At 63.0% G+C, this 21,272-nt stretch carries 23 protein-coding genes and 3 tRNA genes; 5 read left to right on the forward strand and 21 right to left on the reverse strand.

Features of this window, described 5'->3' with window-relative positions; translation table 11 throughout:
• Positions 1-45: 45 nt before the first annotated feature.
• From ACUN9V_RS17055 to ACUN9V_RS17135, 17 genes are all read right to left on the reverse strand, one after another.
• Positions 46-813 carry a PFL_4669 family integrating conjugative element protein gene (locus tag ACUN9V_RS17055; RefSeq protein ID WP_445512277.1) on the reverse strand — a complete coding sequence of 256 codons (768 nt, stop codon included), beginning with the start codon at positions 811-813 and terminating at the stop codon, positions 46-48.
• A 98-nt stretch (positions 814-911) separates the two neighbouring features.
• Complete coding sequence (locus ACUN9V_RS17060) at positions 912-2,159, reverse strand: STY4528 family pathogenicity island replication protein (protein WP_445512278.1); 1,248 nt, start codon at positions 2,157-2,159, stop codon at positions 912-914.
• Positions 2,159-2,770, reverse strand: coding sequence for a DUF2857 domain-containing protein (locus ACUN9V_RS17065; RefSeq protein ID WP_087721101.1), 612 nt, complete (start codon positions 2,768-2,770; stop codon positions 2,159-2,161). Before ACUN9V_RS17065 ends, ACUN9V_RS17060 begins: the two co-directional genes overlap by 1 nt.
• The gene (locus tag ACUN9V_RS17070) at positions 2,770-4,812 is read right to left on the reverse strand and encodes a ParB family protein (protein ID WP_445512279.1); all 2,043 of its coding nucleotides are present in this window, start codon (positions 4,810-4,812) and stop codon (positions 2,770-2,772) included. Before ACUN9V_RS17070 ends, ACUN9V_RS17065 begins: the two co-directional genes overlap by 1 nt.
• Before the next feature lie 5 nt (positions 4,813-4,817).
• Positions 4,818-5,315 carry a hypothetical protein gene (locus tag ACUN9V_RS17075; RefSeq protein ID WP_445512280.1) on the reverse strand — a complete coding sequence of 166 codons (498 nt, stop codon included), beginning with the start codon at positions 5,313-5,315 and terminating at the stop codon, positions 4,818-4,820.
• Positions 5,284-5,997 (reverse strand): DUF2786 domain-containing protein, encoded by a 714-nt coding sequence (locus ACUN9V_RS17080; protein WP_332780289.1) that lies wholly within the window; start codon positions 5,995-5,997, stop codon positions 5,284-5,286. Before ACUN9V_RS17080 ends, ACUN9V_RS17075 begins: the two co-directional genes overlap by 32 nt.
• Positions 5,994-6,224 (reverse strand): type II toxin-antitoxin system HicA family toxin, encoded by a 231-nt coding sequence (locus tag ACUN9V_RS17085; protein WP_445512281.1) that lies wholly within the window; start codon positions 6,222-6,224, stop codon positions 5,994-5,996. Before ACUN9V_RS17085 ends, ACUN9V_RS17080 begins: the two co-directional genes overlap by 4 nt.
• Positions 6,217-7,086 carry a DNA adenine methylase gene (locus ACUN9V_RS17090; protein WP_445512282.1) on the reverse strand — a complete coding sequence of 290 codons (870 nt, stop codon included), beginning with the start codon at positions 7,084-7,086 and terminating at the stop codon, positions 6,217-6,219. The genes ACUN9V_RS17085 and ACUN9V_RS17090 overlap by 8 nt, the downstream gene beginning before the upstream one ends.
• Positions 7,083-7,637 carry a hypothetical protein gene (locus tag ACUN9V_RS17095; protein WP_445512283.1) on the reverse strand — a complete coding sequence of 185 codons (555 nt, stop codon included), beginning with the start codon at positions 7,635-7,637 and terminating at the stop codon, positions 7,083-7,085. Before ACUN9V_RS17095 ends, ACUN9V_RS17090 begins: the two co-directional genes overlap by 4 nt.
• Entirely contained in the window at positions 7,634-9,043 is a 1,410-nt protein-coding gene (dnaB, locus tag ACUN9V_RS17100) for a replicative DNA helicase (RefSeq protein WP_075563472.1), read from the reverse strand. The genes ACUN9V_RS17095 and dnaB overlap by 4 nt, the downstream gene beginning before the upstream one ends.
• Positions 9,033-9,923, reverse strand: a complete 891-nt coding sequence (locus ACUN9V_RS17105; protein ID WP_075563473.1) for a ParA family protein — start codon at positions 9,921-9,923, stop codon at positions 9,033-9,035. Before ACUN9V_RS17105 ends, dnaB begins: the two co-directional genes overlap by 11 nt.
• 160 nt (positions 9,924-10,083) lie before the next feature.
• Positions 10,084-10,159, reverse strand: a tRNA-Thr gene (locus ACUN9V_RS17110).
• A 20-nt stretch (positions 10,160-10,179) separates the two neighbouring features.
• Positions 10,180-10,254: transfer RNA gene (locus ACUN9V_RS17115), tRNA-Gln, on the reverse strand.
• Positions 10,255-10,261: 7 nt separating this feature from the next.
• Positions 10,262-10,337: transfer RNA gene (locus tag ACUN9V_RS17120), tRNA-Phe, on the reverse strand.
• A gap of 92 nt (positions 10,338-10,429) precedes the next feature.
• Positions 10,430-10,702, reverse strand: coding sequence for an oxidative damage protection protein (locus ACUN9V_RS17125; RefSeq protein WP_075563474.1), 273 nt, complete (start codon positions 10,700-10,702; stop codon positions 10,430-10,432).
• 12 nt (positions 10,703-10,714) lie between these two features.
• The gene (gene mutY, locus ACUN9V_RS17130) at positions 10,715-11,800 is read right to left on the reverse strand and encodes an A/G-specific adenine glycosylase (RefSeq protein ID WP_445512284.1); all 1,086 of its coding nucleotides are present in this window, start codon (positions 11,798-11,800) and stop codon (positions 10,715-10,717) included.
• Positions 11,801-11,911: 111 nt separating this feature from the next.
• The gene (locus ACUN9V_RS17135; RefSeq protein ID WP_445512285.1) at positions 11,912-14,344 is read right to left on the reverse strand and encodes an AsmA family protein; all 2,433 of its coding nucleotides are present in this window, start codon (positions 14,342-14,344) and stop codon (positions 11,912-11,914) included.
• Between the two features lie 203 nt (positions 14,345-14,547).
• On the opposite strand from ACUN9V_RS17135, the gene hisB reads away from it, so the two are divergent.
• The 4 genes from hisB (at position 14,548) to hisF (ending at position 17,465) form a co-directional block, all read left to right on the forward strand.
• Positions 14,548-15,141, forward strand: a complete 594-nt coding sequence (gene hisB / locus ACUN9V_RS17140) for an imidazoleglycerol-phosphate dehydratase HisB (protein WP_110693866.1) — start codon at positions 14,548-14,550, stop codon at positions 15,139-15,141.
• Between the two features lie 40 nt (positions 15,142-15,181).
• Complete coding sequence (gene hisH / locus ACUN9V_RS17145) at positions 15,182-15,823, forward strand: imidazole glycerol phosphate synthase subunit HisH (protein WP_075563478.1); 642 nt, start codon at positions 15,182-15,184, stop codon at positions 15,821-15,823.
• A gap of 71 nt (positions 15,824-15,894) precedes the next feature.
• Positions 15,895-16,695: a 1-(5-phosphoribosyl)-5-[(5-phosphoribosylamino)methylideneamino]imidazole-4-carboxamide isomerase gene (gene hisA, locus ACUN9V_RS17150; protein ID WP_445512286.1), complete on the forward strand. Its 801-nt coding sequence runs from the start codon at positions 15,895-15,897 to the stop codon at positions 16,693-16,695.
• Complete coding sequence (gene hisF / locus ACUN9V_RS17155; RefSeq protein ID WP_075563480.1) at positions 16,692-17,465, forward strand: imidazole glycerol phosphate synthase subunit HisF; 774 nt, start codon at positions 16,692-16,694, stop codon at positions 17,463-17,465. Before hisA ends, hisF begins: the two co-directional genes overlap by 4 nt.
• 127 nt (positions 17,466-17,592) lie before the next feature.
• Here hisF and ACUN9V_RS17160 read toward each other — a convergent pair whose 3' ends face one another.
• From ACUN9V_RS17160 to ACUN9V_RS17170, 3 genes are all read right to left on the reverse strand, one after another.
• Positions 17,593-18,402 carry a DUF3298 domain-containing protein gene (locus tag ACUN9V_RS17160; protein WP_445512287.1) on the reverse strand — a complete coding sequence of 270 codons (810 nt, stop codon included), beginning with the start codon at positions 18,400-18,402 and terminating at the stop codon, positions 17,593-17,595.
• Positions 18,403-18,507: 105 nt separating this feature from the next.
• Positions 18,508-19,098 (reverse strand): YjaG family protein, encoded by a 591-nt coding sequence (locus ACUN9V_RS17165; RefSeq protein WP_445512288.1) that lies wholly within the window; start codon positions 19,096-19,098, stop codon positions 18,508-18,510.
• Positions 19,099-19,105: 7 nt separating this feature from the next.
• Positions 19,106-19,408, reverse strand: coding sequence for an MGMT family protein (locus tag ACUN9V_RS17170; protein ID WP_075563482.1), 303 nt, complete (start codon positions 19,406-19,408; stop codon positions 19,106-19,108).
• A 59-nt stretch (positions 19,409-19,467) separates the two neighbouring features.
• Here ACUN9V_RS17170 and ACUN9V_RS17175 point away from each other — a divergent pair, with 59 nt between their 5' ends.
• On the forward strand, positions 19,468-20,139 hold the full coding sequence (locus tag ACUN9V_RS17175; protein ID WP_445512289.1) for a type 1 glutamine amidotransferase: 672 nt from the start codon (positions 19,468-19,470) through the stop codon (positions 20,137-20,139).
• A gap of 21 nt (positions 20,140-20,160) precedes the next feature.
• Here ACUN9V_RS17175 and mnmH read toward each other — a convergent pair whose 3' ends face one another.
• Positions 20,161-21,267, reverse strand: a complete 1,107-nt coding sequence (mnmH, locus tag ACUN9V_RS17180; RefSeq protein WP_445512296.1) for a tRNA 2-selenouridine(34) synthase MnmH — start codon at positions 21,265-21,267, stop codon at positions 20,161-20,163.
• Positions 21,268-21,272 lie beyond the last annotated feature (5 nt).

Consider the following 21,272-nt stretch of genomic DNA (forward strand, 5'->3'; position numbering starts at 1 on the left):
AACCTGCTCTTGGTGGAGTGATTCCCCCGGCATCACCTTGCAGCATTAGTCCTCGGATTCTCCGAGCTGGGGCAGCAACTGAGCGTCGTCCAGATCCGCGCCTTCGAGCTTGTGATCCTGATCACTGCCGGCCAGCTCGGCTCCCTGGCGTCGGATCGTCGGTGCAAACTCACTGCGGCGCGCCCCTTCAAAGATGTCCTGCGGTAGCTCGCCGTACTTCTCGAGAGCGTTTCGGGCCTTGGCGTTATTGGCTGCGAAGTCATCACGCGTCGCCCCGCTGAACCCCGGAAACTTGACCGGCGCGTAACATAGCGATCGCAGGGCGTGGCCGCCCTGATCGCGAATCATCGCGCCACGCTGCTTGTTGCCCAGCAGTCCAATGTGATGGGCCAGCAGCACATCGCGAACGATGCTGTCGTACTGCATCAGCAGCATGACCGCCTGCCAGCCCATCTGACCTCCGGTGAACACGGGGCTCACGAACGGTTGCTGGCTGACGTTGCGGCTGACATCGAGCCCCTCCGGGATCTGCTTTAGAACCTGGCTCACTCGCTTTTCCAGTTGATGGAGCGATTGTCGGGTCTCGTCGATCTTCTCCTCGAGCATGAGCAGCCAGCTGTCGGCGTAGGGATCGTCCCGGCCTGCTGCCTGATGGACACGTCCGGTGAGCGACAGAAACTGTTTAAGACCGACCACCTGTGGCTTGCCGCTTTCGACACCGCGTCCGTGCCAGGCAAGCACTGCCGGATAGGTATGCAGAGTCATCTCGATTTTGCTGCGTAGCTGCCCTACACGGGGCTCAGCGCTGGCCATAATCACTCCTGAATCGTCGATGCACTGGATGGGATGCCAGCATCAAGGCTCGACGAGCGTCGCCCTATCGAAAACGTTAAACGCGATCGCAAGGGTTTCTAGCGCCGTAGCCCCAGTCGCTTGAACATCTGCTCTCGCGCTTGTTCGGTCTCCGCCGAGATTGGCTGCGGTTCCGGCTCAGCAGTCGATGACGGCGTTGGCATCGGCACGACCGGCGAGGTGACGACCCGGCTCAGTTCGGCACTCGTTTCCACATTGTCACGCCGCTTATCGGCAACGCCGCGTCCGTAGCGCGTCAGCTGAAAATTGTCCGAGGCGGCACGCTTCGCCAGAGTGTGCAGGAACCCCAGGGTGTTCTTCACCTTACCGGCGTCGACCCGACCGGCGGCTTCGTCGATCACCGCCTGCTGCATGTCGGTCGACAACCCCGTTAGCAGGAACGTGACCGATTCACGCTCGTCGGCAGTCAGTTCGAGCGGCCAGCTCCAGATCAGCGAGGCGGCGTCCCGCTCGCGCGCGGTGGTTTTACACACACTGTTTGTATAACTACGTACTGTAGGACCGGATGCATCGGGAACTGTGTCGTAAGTAGCTGATTCACGCATGAGTTTCCGCTGGAAACTGGGGTCGTTGGCCTCGGGAAACTGCCCAAGTTTCCGCTGAAAGCCGGGCGAATTGCCCTGAATTTCCGCCGGAAACTGGGCGGGCGTTGCCTGAGTTTCCGCTGGAAACTCGGCACGGCTCTGCCGCTGGGCACGCTGATCGATAACCTCCAATCGGGACGGCATCTCGAGCACACCGCTTTCGGCCAGCTCGTCTCGCACCAGCTGAGCCACCTCGGCGACGTCGCGGTTGTGGTGACGAGTACAGCGGATGACGTACTCAATGTATTCGGCATCGAGCGACAGCGACTCGGCTGGTGCCAGCGGCTCGTCATGCAGCACGTAGACGTTGCCGATCATGCGGCCGTTGTCGGTGTTGCGCGCTTTCATACCCAGCGTCATCCAGCGGGTCAGTCTGAGGATCGCGATGACCCGCGCCACGGTCTTGCGTGACGCCTTGCGATTCGCGCCGGAGCGCAGCAATGGCTCCAGTTCGTCGTAAGTAGGGAATGCCGTGGTGCGATCGGCATTCGACAGTAGCCGGATCATCTGCCAGCCCAGCACGTCGACCGCGCCCAGCCGCTGATCGAGCAGCAGCGCTCGAGGAACAGTTTCATGGGGATTGCCCATGAACAGTAGGCCGTCCAGAGCGTCTTCCTGAACGCTCGACGCCGAGGCGGCTTGGCCTCGGCGTTGGGTCAGGGATGACGCGGCGCGCCCGATGAGCGCGTCAAAATGTTTCATCACGCCACCCCTTCACGCACCGCGCCCTCGTCCTCGGCAGGTAGGCTCTGCTGACGCGCCTGCTCCGGTAGGGTCCACTGTTTGATCAGCGTCCAGATCACGGCTAGGGGCAGCTCGACCTCCTCTGCTAGTACCAGCATGCCGCGAATGTCTTCCACGGCACCAGGACTGGCCGGATCGTCGGAGATGGTCTGCCAGCGATGATAGGCTTCGTGTTCGACCTTCTCCTCCGGCATGGGCAGTCGCCCCTGTCGGCTCGGCACGCCTAGCAGGGTACGTCGCGCTGAGCAGTCATTCGGGGTCAGGCCAAAGAAGGTAGCCAGCATCTGCACGCTAGCCCCGTGACGAATACAGTGATCGACCAGCCCGTCGCGATCCTGGTCGCGATCGACACGGCGCAATGCCGCCTTGAACGTGTCGTGATCCAGCTCGAACCGGGCCACGCCCGGAAACTCATTGATCAGGGATTCGATCTCGCTGGCCCGCAGGCGACTGAGACTCTGCAGCTCGTCATCGCGAAAACCCAGCGCCCGGGCGCGACGCATGTCACCCTCGCGGATCAGAACCAGCGCCTGGTTGAACAGCGCATGATTGAGTTGCGGTGTTGCCATCACGAATCCCCCTCTGCATCGAGACCGTCACGCAAGACCCGGATTAACCGGGTCAGCCAGAACACACGAACGAAAAGACCATCGGGAAAGCGCACGTCGGTGTCGTTACCGTGACTGCCCACCAGCTCACCCAACAATGAGATATCACTTGGCATCACCGGGTCGATGTTGCCCTCGAGGCCGGCGAGCAGTTGCCAGACGAGCTGAGCACGCCGGCTGGGAGCCCCCTCGAGGGGACCGAGTTCATAGCCGAGACCGTCGCGGGCATTGAGGCGGATTACCTCGCTGGATCCGCTCACCTCGATTCCCGCCCATCTGGCTAGCAGCTGAACCACCTCGCCGATCTGCATGCGCAGATCCTGGGCGTTGCGACGCCAGGTCGGGACGTGCCAGAGATCGGTGATCGGGGCAATGCGGCCGCCGTCCTGGAGCGGCACGCTCTTGAGCGCCGCCGCTTCGAAGTCGATCGCTTCCTCGCCGTGCTCCTTCGCCTGCCAGTGACGCAACTGGCGATGCCCCTCGGTTTCACGGTGAGGCGAGAGTGTCAGATCGGCAGCGATCGTGGCCTGCTCCTCGGGAGAGCGAGTGGGCTGAGGTGTGTGTTCCTGTAGAAGGCCGTCGGTATCCAGCAGTCCGCCGAGGCCATCGTTGTCATCTTCACCAGCGCCAAACCCTTGCGGTGCCGCCGGCGTCCGTTGAGTCTGGGCCTCGAGTGCGGCATTGCGCTGCTCGAGCTGTTCAAGCTGGGCGCGCATCTGCTTCATGGCAACAGACTCACCCGCGCCGCCGGATTCCGGCACGCCGCGTTCGGTGGGCAACGGTGCCGGCGAGGTGTCGAGATCGGTCTGGCCATCGCCGAACATCAGATCATTCGGATCGGAATCACCCTCGCCATCGGCTGACTGACCGGCGCCCTGAGAAGCTTTAGAGGTTGATGGCAGCGAAGGTGAACCCGGCGACTTGCCGGATGACAAGCCACCCTGGGAGGTGTCCGGTTTCGGCGGGTAGAGGTGGCGCTCCTGGGGATGACGCAGGCGTTCCAGTTCGCTGTCGACCGTGGTCCAAATGTCGGCGCGCTCGTCTTCCGTCGCCGCCCGGGCGTACTTGCGCACGGTGAACCAGTTCTTCCAGGCCATGTCGATGGGGTTGAAGTGCAGTCCGGTGTGCTCGTTGAGCATGCCCTTGAGGCGATCCTCGACGATGTTCCAGCGAAACTCGGTTTGGCCCTCGTGATCGAGCTGCGCCATCTCCTCATGCCAGGCCTGGGCGAAGTTGCTGTCGACGACGTTGCTGGCCCACGGCTCGCCCTCGCCGAGATCGTCGGCGTGTTCGACCCAGTAGTCGGCGCACCGGGTCCAGCACTCGTCGCAGAACTGACGATAGGAGATCAGCTTCTCGATCTGAGGACGGCCCATGCCGGCGTCCAGGGTCAGCGGCAGGGTCGGCAGAAAGTGCTCAATGCTATAGAGCATCTTCGAGATATTGCTTTGGCTGATTGTGTAACCCAGTGCGCGCAGCCGCTTGGTCAACTCACGCTGGGAGATGGTCTCGCCAGCGTCCTCCTCGATCATGCGCTTGGCCTCGTAGATGCCACGTGCCCGCTCGATCCAACTGAGCTGGCCCCGGTTATCGTTCTCGGCCAAGTGCCCGGCTAGCACGTTGATCTCGCCCTGCCACGGGATGAAGTGGCAATCCTGGTGGTAGAACTGTTTGTCGTCAGTCTCCTGGTACAGCTCGTTGAGGATCATCAGGCGGGTATTGCCGCCGTCGGAGATCATATAGCGATCATCGCCCGGTCGTTGAGTGACGGTCAGTTTCTGCTTGAGCCCAACGGCACGGATCGAATCCTTGATCTCCTCGTACTTCGGATTGTGGTGAGTACGCGGGTTGCGGTCATAGGGACGCAGCTGATCCAACGTCAACGACATAGCCTGCTCGCGGGTCGGCGCCGGCAGCCGGTCGGTGGGCTGACTCCTGAGCGCCGGTCCTGGCTGGTTCAGCTTCGCCGTGATCTGATCAGGGGTAACGGATGGTTTACTCATGAGGTTCACTCCGGCTGCCGCGAGTCGCAGCCTTCAGAATCGAAGAAATGGTTCAACTGCTCGTTTAAACGACCGATGCTTTGCGTGAGCCCTTGGAGGCTTAGATCGCTGCGAGTCTTCGGCGGATACTGCTGGCACAGCGCCAGCAGACCGCGACGTAGATCAAGCAAGTTGTCGTTGACGATCACCAGCAGCTCGAAATCGCTGAGGTCGAAATACTGGAGCTGCGACCAACGCAGGCTGTGATGCGGCTGCATCTCGAGTCGGCTGGTCTGGTCGCACGCCATGTGGAACACCAGCCAGGTATCGGCGAGCAACGCGCGCAGCGCGTCGTTGCGCTTGTTGTGCGCCTGGAGATGAGCGTCGAACCAGGTGTCCAGCGTTTCTAACCACCCGGCGAACGGATCGAGCAGACCCAGGGCCAGACACTCTCGCCCCTGCAGATACCGCTCCATGCCCTGGCCAGTGGCCTCACGCGCCGGAAAGGAATAGATCTCGGCCATGGGGCAGCTCCTTATATTGATCACGATCGACGCCGCTGTGCAGGCGCGCATTGCGGCCGGCGGCATAACCTCTGGCCATCGCTCGCCGATCGTCACGGCGTTGACCGCGATCGATGGCGTTCATCGCCTCGAGCTGGGGATAGAAGCGCTGTTGGAAGTGCTCGATCCCCACGATGGCCTCCTCTGTCTTCTCCACCGGCACGATGTGTTCGAACGCGCCCGCAACCCATGCCAGGGCATAGGCATCGGCCCGGCGAATCTTGGTGATGCGTTTCGCGCGCTTGTTCATGCCGTTCAGGAAGGCCTTGCGATCGGCGATCAGCTGACGCTGGAGCACCTCGAAGGCATAGGCCGCGATGCGCACCTGACTCGCCTCGCCCAGGAAGGCGAAGTAGCCATGCCAGCCTTCGAACGCCGGCCGGGGCTCGTAGATGGTGGCGGTGCCGAAGGCGGCGTTGACCAAGGTGGCCAGATGGTCGAGCCAGCGCGGTGGCTTGCGTCCGGTCGGCGACTTGACGACCACCCGGTCGATGGTTGACGCCGCTACGTCGATCTCGCTGACGCCGTACTCGTCCATGAGGTGCTGCGCCTGGCGCAGCGCCGTACCAGCTTCGTGCTCATTGGCCGAGCGTGACAGCGCCAGGCAGCGCTCGATCTTGCGAAGAATGCGATCGGGAATCATGCTTCGTCCTCCTCTTGTCGCTCCATCCGGCGCAGCCGTGCCAGCACGTTCTTCTCGGCTCGTGCGTCGCTGGGTGAAAATCCGGTGAACACGGGCGGGCAGCCCGGCTTGATGAAGCGAACGTGGCCGCCACGGGTGCGTTCGACAATCCAGCCATGAGTCACGGCATAACGCACCACGCGCTTCAGGGCGCGCGTCGAGCAGCGAATCGGCAGTGCGTCAGACATGGGCCACCTCCTGGTAGGGAAGATTGAGTTCCATCTGACCGGCCCATTCCGCCGCCCGCGGATTTAGCCACAGACACTCGGTACGCTGCCCAGAACCACGCTGGGCCGATGCCTGCACATGCCGTCGAGCCATGCGCCAACCCCTGAGCACGTCACGATAGAGGTCGGCGTCGTAGCCGGAGAGAATCACGTAGCCCTGAGCGAGCCGGAGGCGCTCTAGCAATTCAATGTGACGCTGGTCGCTCAGCTCATGGCTGTAAACGCGCCGATGCCCCTTCTCTCGGGTCTCCTCGAGATAAGGGGGATCGACGTAGTGAAGCGTGCGCGGGGAGTCATGCTGGGCGATGACGGTCAGGGCGTCGCGGTTCTCGATCAGCACACCCGACAGCCGCTCGGCCACCAGACCAATCACGGTCGGCAACCGCTGCCAGTGATGCTGTGTCGTGCCGTGGGCACGTCGGGTATCGGTGCGGAAGCCGGAATTGCCTCGGGTCGCGCCGGCGGAACCAAAGCCCATGTGGGCACGGATCAGCAGCCGTCGAGCGCGCTCTACCGGATCCGGGGTGTCGTCCCAAGCACGCTCGAACTCGACACGCGCATAGGGGGTGAGCGCGATCTGTTCAATGAGGCACTGGCGCTGCTCGGAACTGCGCAGCACCTCGAACAGATTGACGACATCGCCATCCAGATCGTTGTAGACCTCGGCGTAGTTGCGCGGCTTCTGCAGGAGGACACCTGCAGCGCCACCAAAGGACTCGACGTAGACATCGAAGGCGGAGATTGGAGGAAAGTGCGCCATGATCCACGGGGCCAGACGGAACTTGCCGCCGTGGTAGCGCATCAGAGGAATCCTCACTGTCATGACGCGACCCTCCTGAACTCCACCTCTGCCTCTCGCTGAGAAGCTAGATATTCATAACGCGCCATCCATTGCCCAAAGGCATGATCCATCGACCAGGGCTGGGTGCGCATTGGCAGTGGTACCACCCCTTCTAGGCAATCCCAGGAATCCCCTTCGCACAGCAAGTCCCGGCGTTCCGTTGCGAGCAGGATCAGGTCGATCTTCTTAATGCAGGGATCCATGGCACCGGGGAGCCCGAAACGCTCTGCAATCGCTGCCCAAAACCGACCTTCGATACGCTTGAACTCCGGCATCAGCGCTTTCAGCGGCGACACCATGTCCCCGATATAGGCTTCGGTGGCGTCGTGCATCAAGGCCGTAAGCTGATGTTCGGCAGGCACGAACTGGCTCGCGAGCACACAGTGCTGCGCGACGCTGTAATGCTGACGGGTATGCCCGCCGAATCGGCAGATGCGGCTCAGTGAGCGTCCGATGTCCACGGGGTCGATCATCCGTGGCGTTGGGCTGGCCATGTGAACAGAGTGGCCTGAGTGGGTGGTAATGAAGCTCATGACCGTCCCTCCTGTACCTGCTTCCACGCCAACGACTCGAACCGCGTGCTCGAGCCTACGAACGTCAAATGCACCGCGCCGGTAGGCCCGTTGCGCTGCTTGCCGATGATCAGCTCGGCGAGTCCCTTGTTGTCAGGGTTGTCGGGGTTATAGACCTCGTCGCGATAGACGAACCCGATGACATCGGCATCCTGCTCGATCGCGCCGGAGTCGCGCAGATCGGCCATGCAGGGACGTTTGTTGGGACGGTTCTCCAGCGTGCGGTTGAGTTGCGAAAGCGCCACCACCGGGCAGTTGAGATCCTTGGCAGTAGCCTTGAGGATGCGAGAAATCGCAGAGATTTCGTTGTTGCGGTTCTCGGAGCCTGGCTCCTCAAGCAGCTGCAGATAGTCGATCAGGATCAGGGCGGGCTTGCCGTGGCGGCGCACCAGCCGGCGGGCGCGTGACTTGAGAGAGGTCGCGGAGATGCCGCTGGAGTCATCGACGAACAGACGTTCCTCGAAGCCGAGTATGCGGTTCGTGGCCGAGGTCAGCTTTTCCCAGCCACCGTCATCGAGCTGGCCTGAGCGCAGCTTGCTCAAATCCAGACGCCCCATGCTGGCCATGAGACGCAGCATCAACTGCTCCTCGGGCATCTCGAGCGAGAAGACGAAGATCGGCGCGGTGGCCAGCTCGGTGCGACCGGCCGTGGCGACCAGCGCATTCTCGACGAGGTTCATGCCCAGCGTGGTCTTGCCCATCGAGGGGCGACCGGCGATGACGATCAAGTCGGAGTCCTGCCAGCCGCAAGTGAGTTCGTCGAGATCCTTGTAGCCAGTCGGCGTGCCGGTGATGCCGTCCTTGGCATTGAAAGCGCGGTCGATAGTATCGATCGCCGCCGTCAAGGCGTGACGTATGCCGGTCTCCTTGCCTTGCCGGTTCTCGGCCAACGCGAACAGCTGGTGTTCAGTGGCCTCGATCAATGCCTGGCTGAGTTGCTGTCCATCCAGCGCCCGCTGGCAGAGGTCGCGGCCCATGTTGGCCAACTGACGACGGCGCTGATGCTCTCGTACGATGCCCGCATAGGCGACAACATTCGTCGCTGAAGGCGTGTTGCGAGCCAGCTCGGCCAGATAGGGCAGACCCCCACAGGTCTCGATATGACCATCGCGCTCGAGCAGCTCGGAGAGTGTCACGACATCGAGCGGCTTCTCATCATGGGAAAGCTCTTCCATCGCCTTGAAGATCAGCCGATGCGGATAGTGATAGAACGCTGACGCGTCGACGATCTCGCAGATGTCCTCCCACTTCGTGTTGTCGAGCATCAACGCGCCAAGCGTGGACTGCTCACCCTCGATACTGTGCGGCGGCAGAAGCCCCATGGCTTCTGCCCCGACGGGTGCAGGGGATTGGGTCTCAATGGACATGGCCCACCCCCGATTTCCCGGTGCCGGATTTACCGTTGGAGATGACAGCGCCTACCGCGTGGATGGCGTCGGCCCACTCGGGATAGAGATCAATGGCCACTGCCTTGAGCTGATCGGCGCAGGCCGGCGCCTTGCGACTGTAGGGCTTTCGCGGCTCGACCCGATGGACGGGCAAGCCCTGGAGCGCGGCCGAACGGTAAGCGGAGAGATTGACCAGCGGCGTCTCGAGCACGCTGATGCCGTGATCTTCTACCTCGGCATACATGGTGCGAATGCTGTCGGCGATGTCACGGGCATCACGGAGCTGGTCGGTCATCTTGTTGAGCAGGATGGAGACCGGCGGCACCTCGAAACGGGTATAACGTGCCAGCTCGCGTAGCTCGTTGAGCATGCCCTGAGTGCCGCGCACGAATTCGCGGGCGGTGAGCAGTTCGGGAACGATGGGAGAGATCAGCCGATCGGCGGCCATGACGGCCATCTCGAGAATCACTGAGCGCGCGCCCTGGGTATCGATGAGGATGGCGTCATAGCGATCGGCGAAGCGATCGAGGAGGTCGATCAGGCGGAAGCGACCATTCGGGGCGTTGAGCAACAGCTGCTGCAACTGATTCCGATAGTCGTTGGAGACGATGATGTCGAGATTGGAGACAGCGGTATGAGAGATGATCTGGTCGAGGTCGACCAGCTCTGTCGCGAGTAGCTCGTACACACCGCCGGGGGCCGGCTGTGACAGCTCGTAGTAGGAAGAGAGGGTTGGCTGGGAATCCAGATCTATGAGGAGAACCCGGAGACCGGCATCTGCCAGGAGACCGCCGAGGTTGGCCGTCGTGGTCGTCTTGCCGACGCCGCCCTTGGAGCAAACCGTTGCTGAAACACGCATAACTGCACCTCATCCAGTGGTAAGCGGAATGAGTGCAATAGATGCTGGGCGGGACGATTTTCGAGGCTACATGATGCTGAGGCTTTCGCTGATGCAGGTGCCAAGGTGTTTACCCCGGACCTGCTCATCGCAATTCAGCTATTCCACCATCTCTAAGCTCTGGTGCCGACACCAGGAGTCGAACCCGGGACCTACTGATTACAAGTCAGTTGCTCTACCAACTGAGCTATGTCGGCGAGCATAGAGACGTTAGCGATGGCTGGGGCAGCAGGATTCGAACCTGCGCATACCGCTACCAAAAAGCGGTGCCTTACCACTTGGCGATGCCCCAGCATTGATGGTGGCCAGAGACGGAATCGAACCGCCGACACGGGGATTTTCAATCCCCTGCTCTACCGACTGAGCTATCTGGCCTTCGCCAACGGGGACGCATTTAACCAGCAAGCCGTTTTGGGGTCAAGCCTTTTTATTTCAAAAAGATGAGCTCCCTTCGCGACATCGAAAAATCACTGGCTGGGCGGTACGTAGCCCTCGGCGTGATCGGTTTCTTCGTTGTCGAAAAAACGGTTCATCTGGGCCATCAGATACGCCCGTGATTCCGGGTCCAGCATGTTGAGATGCTTCTCGTTGATCAGCCGGGTCTGTTGGGCCTGCCACTCCTCCCAGGCGCGCTTGGAGACGGTCTGCTGGATTTCCTGGCCCTTGGGGCCGGGCAGCGGCGGGAACGCCAGAGCTTCGAGCTCCTGCTGGTATTTACGGCAGAATACGGTCTGCACCATGTAAACCTCCTGTCATGCGTTGAGTGCGTGGGTCTGGGCCAGTGTCGCCAACAGGGTTTTGACCGGCGCGGCCAGGCCGACGTTGGCGGGCTCGGCGGGGTCGACCCATTGGCGATTCGATTCCGCCACGGCGGTAACGGCGTTCCGATCCGGGAGTCGCGCCGGCCGGGGCGTGATCTCCAGCCGGAAATGGGTGAATGTGTGGGTGAACGGTCGCCAGGCGGATTCGAGGTGTACGCCCCGACAGTGCCGTTCCAGCCACTCGTGCAGCTCATCGTCGCCATCGAACTGCGGAAAGCCCCACAGGCCGCCCCACAGGCCGCTGGGCGGGCGTCTTTCGAGCAGCACCCGTCCCGCGTCGTCCCGCAACAGTAACATCTGAGTCTGGCGCGTCGGCAACTCGCGCTTGGGCTTGGAACCGGGGTAGCGGCGCTCCTCGCCCTGGGCGTGCGCCGCACAGACATCCTCGAACGGGCACAGCAGGCAGCTCGGCTTGCCGCGCGTGCAGATCATGGCGCCGAGATCCATCATCGCCTGGGTGTAATCGGGCAGTCGCTCTTCCGGGGTATAGCGCTCCGCCAGCGCCCATAGCCTTGCCAGAACGTCGCTCCTGCCCGGCCAGCCCTCTACCGCATGCAGGCGGGCCAGCACGCGTTTGACGTTGCCATCGAGAATCGCGGCACGCTGGCCGGTACTGATGCTGACGATCGCGCCAGCCGTGGAGCGCCCGATCCCCGGCAAGGCGGTCATCGCCTCGAGATCGTGGGTCGGGAACTCGCCATCGTGCTCGTCGACGACGACCTTGGCGGCCTTGTGCAGGTTACGCGCCCGGGCGTAGTAACCGAGCCCGGTCCACAGGTGCAGCACATCGTCCTGGGGCGCATCCGCCAGCGTCTGAACGTCCGGGAACCGCGCCATGAAACGTTCGAAATAGGGGATGACGGTAGTGACCTGGGTCTGCTGCAGCATGATTTCCGACACCCAGACCCGATAAGCCGTCTTGTCGTACTGCCACGGCAACGACTTGCGCCCATGAGCGTCGAACCAGTCGAACACGCGCTGACGAAAGGCCTCGGCCGAGAGCGCTATTTCTGCCAAACGACACCTCTTATGAATGATGGGACTCAGCGAAAAATCTGGGTGAGGAAAGCGGATCGAATGAAACGGCGCCGACATTGCGTCGGCGCCGAGACTGGCCTTTGCCCGGGTTTACTGGAATAGATCGCGAATCTTGTTGCCGATCTTGTCGGCCGCGCCCTCTCCCAGCTTGTCGTCGATCTTCTGGCGGGTCTCGTCGTCGAGCTGCTTGTCGAGTTCCTCGTCGACGCGATCACCGGCTTTGCGCTTGGCTTCGTCCTTGGCAAGCTCGCCGAGCGAACTCTGGAACGCCTCGCGGTCGAATCCGCACCATTGGCCCGGCGCATCGTTCAGACTGCCCTGACAGCGGATCGGGAAGTCGACCTTGGCCAGCCGCGGGTTGACCCCGCAGGCCGCCTCGTCGGCGGTATCGGTGAAGCGCGCCGCGGCACGGTAGTCGAGGCGATTGGTCACCAGATTGACGTCGCCCTTGCCGGTCACGTCGATGCCCGGGATGGCGATGTCGAGATCGTCGTTGTGTACCACGCCGTTGTCGATCGTCACGCTGGCCTGCAGGCGGTCGAAGGCGGTGTCCTCGCTCCACTCGCGGGTCGATTCACGGCCTTCCAGGGTCGCCACGGCCGTGCAAAGCTGACGCGACACGTTGACGTCGAGCATCGCGCCGTCGTCGATCCGCAGCGCGGCCTGACCGTCGAGGTTCTGCTTGAGACCTTCGGCAGTATTGGTGCGCGAATCGAAGTCGCCCTGGAGGTTGAGCTTGCCGCGCAGCGGCGACGTCTTGCCGCTGAAGCCCTGATACAGTGGCGCGATATCAACACCGTTCATGCGTTCGGTGAAGGAGAGCTTGATCGGCGGCTGTCGCAGGTCCAGGGCGCTGGAAGCCTGCAGCGAGCCGTCATAGAGGCTGGCGTCGAGGGAATCGATGCGCTGGCGCCCGCCGCTGCCGCTGGTGGTCAGTGCGACGCCGCTCAAGTCGATGCCCTTGACCTTGAGAGAGTCGAGCGTCAGGTGCCCTTCCTGCTTGAGCCCCGCCAGCCAATCGACGGGCAGCAGCTCGGCTCCCTCCGCTGCCGCCAGTGCCGGCGCGATGCCGAGCGTCGAGAGCCAGGCGGTGTCCTTGGCGTCGTCACTCTGCACATCCTCGCCGGCACCCTGCGCCCGCGGCGCCAGATAACGGTCCAGATCGAGCTTGTCTCCGGCAAGGTCGAAATTCAGCGCCTGACCGTCGAACGCGGCGCCCAGCGAGCCACGCAGCTGCGTGTCGTCCAGCGTCATCTGCAGATCGTCGAAATCGATGTGCTGCGCGTCGCCGGAAAACGGCCCGCTCATCGAGAATGCGGTAAGTACCTTGTCGTCGGCGCTGTTCACGTCGACGCCGAATCGGGTCAGCCAGTCTCGAATCGACAGCGGCGCCAGCTCCATTCGTCCCTGGTAGCGAGGCGCGTCGTCCAGCCGCGTGATATTCACGCTGCCGTCGAGATCCAGGCCATCGTCTCCGCTCAGGGAAACGTCGTTGAGCGTGGCGGTTTGGGCCTCGAGATCGGCCACGGCATTGCCCTGCAGATCCAGCGACAGCGGCGTTTCCTGCATGGCGGAGTGGTAGAGCGAAGCACCGAGCTTGATCCCGTCGGCGCGGTACTGCTTCGCCTGGGTATCGGCGACGAGCGTGGCGACCTTCAGGTTGAGCGTCTGCGCCTGCTCGGCCAGCGCCGGCATCTGGGCCTTGCCATCGAGCGTCACGTTCTCGAAAGAGTAACGCTTGGCGCCGAGATCCATGCGCATCTGGCTCTTGAACTGCACATTGCCGTTGAGGTTCGGCTGGCGCCCGTCGACATCGAACGAGAGCTGCACCGGGAACGACGCCTGGGGGCTGACGTTGCGGCTCTGCAGGCCGAGGTTAGACAGGGTGATATCCAGCGACTTCTGGCGGTCGACGTAATTCACCTGGCTGTTGGAGACCTGGATACTGGCGATGTCGAACGCCACCGCCTGATCGTCGCCCTGCTTCAGGCCCGGGCCCTTTTTCTCAGATTTCGCTGGCGCGGATTTCTCCGCCAGCGCCGGCTTTTCCGTCTGGGCTGGCTGTTCCGTCTGTGCTTCGGCGCTCGAGCCGTCAGCGTTGTCGTTCTCGGCCAGCCGATCCAGCAGCGCCTGCCAGTTGCCCTGGCCCTGCGTATCGCGGGCCAGATTGAGGCGCATGCCGTCGAGAATCAGGCCGTCGATGGAGACGTCTCCAGTCAGCAACGGCGTAAAAGCCACGCTGACTTCGGCATTGTCGAAGCCGACGAAGGGCGCGTCGTCCGGGGACTGGGCGGGGAGCCAAGCCTCGGCATCCTTGACGCTGACACCGATGCGCGGATAGAAAGACCAGGATAGCGGCCCGTCGAGTCGCAGCTCGAGGCCGCTTTGATTGCGAACCGCCTCGATCAGGCGCGGCTTGAGGTCATTCGGGTCGAAGAACGTGGTGATATAAACCACCGCCACCACGACAAGAATCCCCAGCACCCCGACTGCCGCCAGCAACGCTCTGAACAGCCCCTTCATTCGAATCCTCCCTGTGCGCGGCCATCGACAGCCACCTGCGGACGGCAAGTGGTGCACGCCAGCATCTTGAAGCGACCATTTAGACCGGACCCGATGGCGATACGATGATGGCCGCTCGATAAACGCTGCCATTGTAGCGGATGCCGGGCCCGATTCACTATAATGGCGGATTCTCGCCAACCGTATCGGGAGACTCCCCCCGCATGTCCGAGCGCATTGCCACGGTGTCACGCAACACCAACGAGACCCAGATCACGGTCACGGTGAACCTGGACGGCAGCGGCCGCCTGGATTGCCAGACCGGCGTTCCCTTCCTCGATCACATGCTGGATCAGGTGGCTCGCCACGGCATGCTCGATCTGACGATCGACGCCAAGGGCGATCTCGAGATCGACGAGCACCATACCGTCGAGGATCTCGGCATCACGCTCGGCCAGGCATTCGCCCAGGCGATCGGCGACAAGCGCGGCATCCGTCGTTACGGCCATGCCTATGTGCCGCTCGACGAAGCGCTGTCCCGCGTGGTGATCGATTTCTCCGGCCGTTCCGGCCTGTTCATGGATGTCGAATTCACCCGGGCGACTATCGGTCGGCTGGATACCCAGCTTTTCTGGGAGTTCTTCCAGGGCTTCGTCAACCACGCCCAAGTCACGCTGCATATCGACAACCTCAAGGGCTTCAACGCTCACCATCAGGCGGAAACCATATTCAAGGCGTTCGGCCGGGCACTGCGCGCCGCCGTCGAGGAAGATCCACGCATGGCCGGCCAGATGCCGTCGACCAAAGGCAGTCTGTGATACCGTCCATCGATACCACCGAATCAGCGAGGGAACCGCAATGACGATCGCCGTGATCGATTACGGAATGGGCAACCTGCACTCCGTGGCCAAGGCGCTCGAGCACGTCACCCATGAAAACGTCATGGTGACCCGCGATCCGCGTTCGATTCGCGGTGCCTCGCGCCTGGTACTGCCCGGACAGGGCGCGATTCGCGACTGTATGGGCGAATTGCAGCGCACCGAACTCGAAGGCCTGGTCAAGGATCTGCTCGAAGAGCAGGCCAAGCCGCTGCTGGGTATCTGCGTCGGTCAGCAGATGCTGTTCGATCGCAGCGAGGAGAACGGCGGTGTCGACTGTCTGAGCTTTCTCCCCGGCAAGGTACGTCGTTTCGGGCATAAGCTGACCACGCCCGAGGGCGAGCGCCTCAAGGTGCCGCACATGGGCTGGAATCGAGTGACGCAGCATCACCAACATCCGCTCTGGAATGGCATCGAGGACGGCGCGCGGTTCTACTTCGTGCACAGCTACTACGTCGAAGCCGACAATGACCAGGATGTCTTCGGGTCGACCGAATACGCCGGCATCGACGCCCATGTGGTCACCGGTCGCGGTACCGTCTTCGCCGTCCAGTTCCATCCGGAGAAGAGCGCCAAGGACGGCCTGCAATTGCTGGAAAATTTCGTCAACTGGGCGCCCTAGGCATCATCCGAAAAGTGGCTGCCGCGCCGGCTTTTCAGACGGCACCTGACTGACTCAAAGGACTCGAAACCATGCTGGTAATTCCCGCCATCGATCTCAAGGACGGCCAGTGCGTGCGCCTCAAGCAGGGCCGCATGGACGACGCCACGTCCTACGGCGACGACCCGGTGGCGATGGCCGCACGCTGGGTCGAGGCCGGCGCGCGTCGGCTACATCTGGTCGATCTCAATGGCGCCTTCGAGGGCAAGCCGGTCAATGGCGAAGCCGTTACCGCCATCGCCCGCGCCTTCCCGGACCTGCCGATCCAGATCGGCGGCGGTATCCGTAGCGCGGAGACCATCGAGCACTATCTCGCCGCCGGCGTCAGCTACGTGATCATCGGCACCAAGGCGGTCAAGGAGCCGGATTTCGTCGGCGAGATGTGTCGCCGGTTTCCCGGCCACGTGATCGTCGGCCTGGATGCCCGCGACGGCTTCGTCGCCACCGACGGCTGGGCCGAGGTCTCGACGGTCAAGGCCGTGGATCTGGCCAGGCGCTTTGCCGACGATGGCGTCTCCTCGATCGTCTACACCGACATTGCCCGCGACGGCATGATGCAGGGCGTCAACGTCGAGGCCACCGCGCAGCTCGCCCGTGACGGCGGCCTGCCGGTGATCGCCTCCGGCGGCGTGACCGACCTGGAGGATATCCGCGCGCTGGCCCAGGTTGCCGACAGCGGCATCATCGGTGCCATCACCGGCCGTGCCATCTACGAAGGCTCGCTCGATGTGGCCGAGGCTCAGGCGCTAAGTGATTCGATTCGGGGCGATTCGGTTCAGGGTGATTCGATCGGGGCCGACCGGATTGGCGCCGCCAAGGGAGATGTCTCATGACACTGGCCAAACGCATCATCCCGTGTCTCGACGTCGACGCCGGCCGCGTGGTCAAGGGCGTCAATTTCGTCGGAATCCGCGACGCCGGCGACCCGGTCGAGATCGCCAAGCGCTACAACCAGCAGGGCGCCGACGAGATCACCTTTCTCGACATTACCGCCAGCCACGAAGACCGCGATACCACCGTCGAGATGGTCGAGCGCATCGCCGGCGAGGTGTTCATCCCGCTGACCGTGGGCGGCGGCATCCGTCGCTGCGAGGATATCCGCACCATGCTCAATGCCGGGGCGGACAAGGTCTCGATCAACACCGCCGCCGTCACCAATCCGGACTTCGTGCGCGAAGCCGCCGAGCGCTTCGGCAGCCAGTGCATTGTGGTGGCGATCGACGCCAAGAAGGTCAGCGCCGAAGGCGAACCGCCGCGCTGGGAGATCTTCACCCACGGCGGGCGACGCCCCACCGGGCTGGATGCGGTGGACTGGGCGCGCAAGATGGTCGAGTACGGCGCCGGCGAGCTGCTGCTGACCAGCATGGACCGCGACGGCACCAAGGTGGGGTTCGATCTCGGCGTGACCCGCGCGATCAGCGATGCGGTCGAGGTGCCGGTGATCGCTTCCGGCGGCGTCGGCAATCTCGACCACCTGGTGGCCGGGGTCAAGGAAGGCGGTGCCGATGCGGTCCTCGCCGCCAGCATCTTCCACTTCGGTGAATACACGATTCCCGACGCCAAGCGCTACATGGCCGAACATGGCATCGAAATGCGGCTATAAAGCCGAATCCGGATGCCCGTAACCAGACCGCCGCGCCCTGTTCAAGGCGCGGCGGTCTCGTTTACGAGTCGGCAATGCCGAAAGTGCTGGCCGCCTGGCGATGGTCATACGTCACGCCAGGTGGGCATCAGGGCAAGTACTGCGGCTTCACGACCCCTTCGAGTTCCGCGTAGGGAATCATCAACGTCGGCTGGCCCACGGCGTATGGCGCCAGATCATAGACCTGATACTTGATCGCCAGACCTTCGTTCAGCGGTGCCGCATTATCGGATGTCGTAAACGGCCACTGCAACTCGGACAATCCGGATGCCTGATCGGTCTGGAGCCAGCGCCGGTGGGCGCGCTCGAGAGCGGCCTCATAGGCCGGACGCTGTCCCGGCAACAGCATGTCATCGAGGTCCACAACCCGCTGTGTATTGCGCTCGATTACCATGTAGGAGGTCAACGGCATGCCGTGAGCGCCACCGCTATACAGGTAGCCATCGAGCTCGATGACCAGCAGATCATCGTGATCCGCCACCACCTCGGCCTTGAGGTCGGCTTCGAAGCCGGGCATCTCCGGGACACTCCGGCGAGCACTGCGCGAGGCCGCGAACACCTGATCGGCAAACACATCGAACGAAGTCGCCTGCCCTATGGCGTTGCCATCGGGACTATCGCTCAGCCCGCTGGCCAGCCCGAACAGGCGTCGCTCGAGTTCGGCGGAAAGTTGCGGCGAATCGGGGAAACGCAGATAAGCGGCATTGACGTTGGCGCAGTTGGCACCTTCGCAGTCGGGCTCGTGCACGCTCTTCACTACCGGCTCGGCGCGCAATGGATCACTCCCCCAGCCCGGCAGGCTCTGACAACCCGCCAACAGCACTGCAGTTCCCAGTGCTAGGGTTCCCAGCGCCAGGGTTCCCCGCATCGTGCTACTCACCCACCAGCGTCTTTGCATGTTGCTCCTCCTTGAACGTTATTCCTGCGCACTGCTCCGTGCCGCAGTCGACCTTTCTCGTCCCTCAGCGTAGCCAATTTATCCACAGCCGGTTGATACGAAGGGTCAGTCGAGACTTAGCCCCAGGTTGCTGACTCCCTGGTTGCGGCCCAACGCACGCAGGGCCGCAAGATCGCCGAGCCTGGGATCGGCCTCGAGCGCTTCGAGCACGGCATCCTGGAAATCGTGCTCATCCTGCGTCAGCCCATGCTCGCGGAACAGTGCATCGAGACGTTCGGCGTCCTCGCCGCCCTCGGTCATCTCGACATAGGCGCGCACCCCATTGCGCGAGACCCGGCTGACCTCCAGCGCCGCCTCCGGGGCCTCACCGCGCAGGGTATCGAGTAGCGTGGTCAGCGCCATGACGCTCTCCGTCGCCCGCCGCGCACCGAAGCTGTCGTCGGCTTCCGGCGGCTCGACCTCGGCCAGCTTCTCGGCTTGCTTGTCGAAGTCGATCTTCGCCGAGGGGACCTTGAGCCGCTCCCATACCAGGTCCAGCACATTGTTCAGTACGGTTGGGTTCCCCTGACCGCTCATACCGGCATAGAGCACATAGTTGGGTACCAGGCGCTCGCTCAGCGCGGCCATGAATGCGATCTGCCGGCGCGTGTCGAGCTGGCGCAGTCTGGCGTTGAAACTAGCCGTGGGCTGGGTCATGAATTCCTCATTCGGGCCACATTAAATGCGTCGGTACGCGACCACTGGCATCGAAAACGATGCCCTCCGCGCGTAATTTTTCGTGCTGGCGCTGGGCGCCGCCGTGGTCCGCGATTCGTCGGCTGGCGCCGATCACCCGGTACCAGGGCAAGTCGTGCCCGGTCGGCAGTTGCCGCATGGCCGTGCCGACCAGACGCGCCGTGGCACCTTCCGTCATCTGGGCAATCCGACCGTAGGTGGTAACACGACCCGGCGGTATCTGCGCCACGATGGTGTAGATCTGCTCGAGGATCTGGGCACGAATGGCCATCGCTAAAACTCCGTTTCACGCTTGTGGAGCGATCCGGTCATCCCCATGGTGAACCCATCATGCATATCTATTTTCTCCAGCATAGCCCGTTGTTTGGCCCGGCCCGCATGGCGGACTGGCTCACCGGCATGGGGCATAGCCACAATCACTGTCGACTGGACGAGGGCGAACTGCCGCCGCCTCTGGCCAATTGCGACGCACTGGTATTGCTCGACGCTTTCGGGCCGCCCGATGCAGGGCTACTCAAGCGTGAACGCAAGCTGACCGACCGCGCCCTGAAGAGCAACAAGCCGGTGCTGGGCATCGGCTTCGGCGCAGGTTTGATCGCCGAGGCGCTCGGCGCCATCGTCTCATCCGCGGTACAGCCGGAGATTGGCTGGCAGCCGCTGACACTGGCCGATGAGAGCCCCTTCGATCTGCCGGAAACCTTCGAGGCGCTGCTCTGGCATCGCGACATCTTCGGTTTGCCGGATGGCTCTCTGCCCTTGGGCAGCACCCCGGCCGGCCCGGTCCAGGGGTTCGCCTGGGATCTGGGGCGTGTCGTTGCGCTTCAGTGCCACCTGGAGCTGACGGCTCGAGATAGCGCAGCGCTTTACGATCACGCTCCGCCACCGGCCGGTGAATCACCCTACGTGCAGAGCCGTGACGAGGTTCTGCGCGACCCGAAACGCTTCGACCGTCAGGCGGCGCTGCTGGACCGAATCATGACCCAGTGGCTCGAAGACCGGTAATTCCGTTTCATCCAGGACCGGCTAGCCGGCGTGCTCGCGCTCCCAGTCCCGGGCCACCGCCAGGCAACTATCCCAGTCGCCGACATGCAGTGTCGGTCGAGACTGGCCCTCGAGCTGGTGACGCTCCAGCTGATGACGATACATCGGGTCGTAGTACTCCTGCAGCAGCGGCGCCAGCCACGCGTCGTGCGCCTGCACGTTGCCCTGGCCCTGAGCCGAGAATGCCCGCTGCTGGGCCTCCATCAGCCGCGCCAGCCGTTCGCCGCCCAGGCGCTTGCCGAGCCGCTTCAAGGCGCCCGAGAGCTGCTTGCGAAACAGCACCTCGCCCAGATGCGAGCCGTAGTCGCGATGGTAGATCGTGCTCAGATCCTCGATGTAATCCTTGCGGATCTGCTCGAGGCGCCATTCCAGCGGCATCTCCACGCGGATACAGGGCGCGGCCTTCATCGACTGCCAGAAAGTGGCCGGGATCGCCAGACGACCGATACGCTGCGATTCATCCTCGACCACGCGCGCCCTGGGCAGGCGCATCAGATCCAGCGTCAGGCCGTGTTCGAAATCGATCTGCGACGGACCGACCATCGGATGCTGACCGAAGGCCGAGCCCTTGTGACGTGCGTGCCCTTCCAGATCGACGCCGGCGTCGAGCGAGTTGATCAGCGCCGTCTTGGCGCAGCCAGTGAGGCCGGCGACCAGCAGCAGGGGCGCCTGACTATGGGCTTCGAGCGCCTCGATCAGCCGGTTGCGCATCGCCTTCCAGCCGCCACGAATTCGCGGCAATGACAAGCCACGCTCGGCGAGCCATTGCTGCGAGATTTTCGAGCGCATGCCGCCCCGGAAACAGTAGATCACGCTATCCGGCGCCGCCGCGATCGCCTGCTCCCAGGCGATCAGACGCGATTCCCGATGATCGCCGGAGACCAGATCGTTGCCGAGCTCGACGGCGGAAGCCTGGCCGGCGTGTTTGTAGCGAATGCCGACTTCCCGGCGCTCGTCGTCGTCCATCAATGGCAGATTGATCGCGCCCGGCAAGGCACCGGCCGCGAACTCGATCGGCGCCCGCACGTCGATCAACGGTCGATCCAGCAGCGCCAGATCGGCGTCGATCAGTTCATGCGGCTCTCTCACATCAC

This window comes from Salinicola sp. V024 (assembly GCF_052645315.1).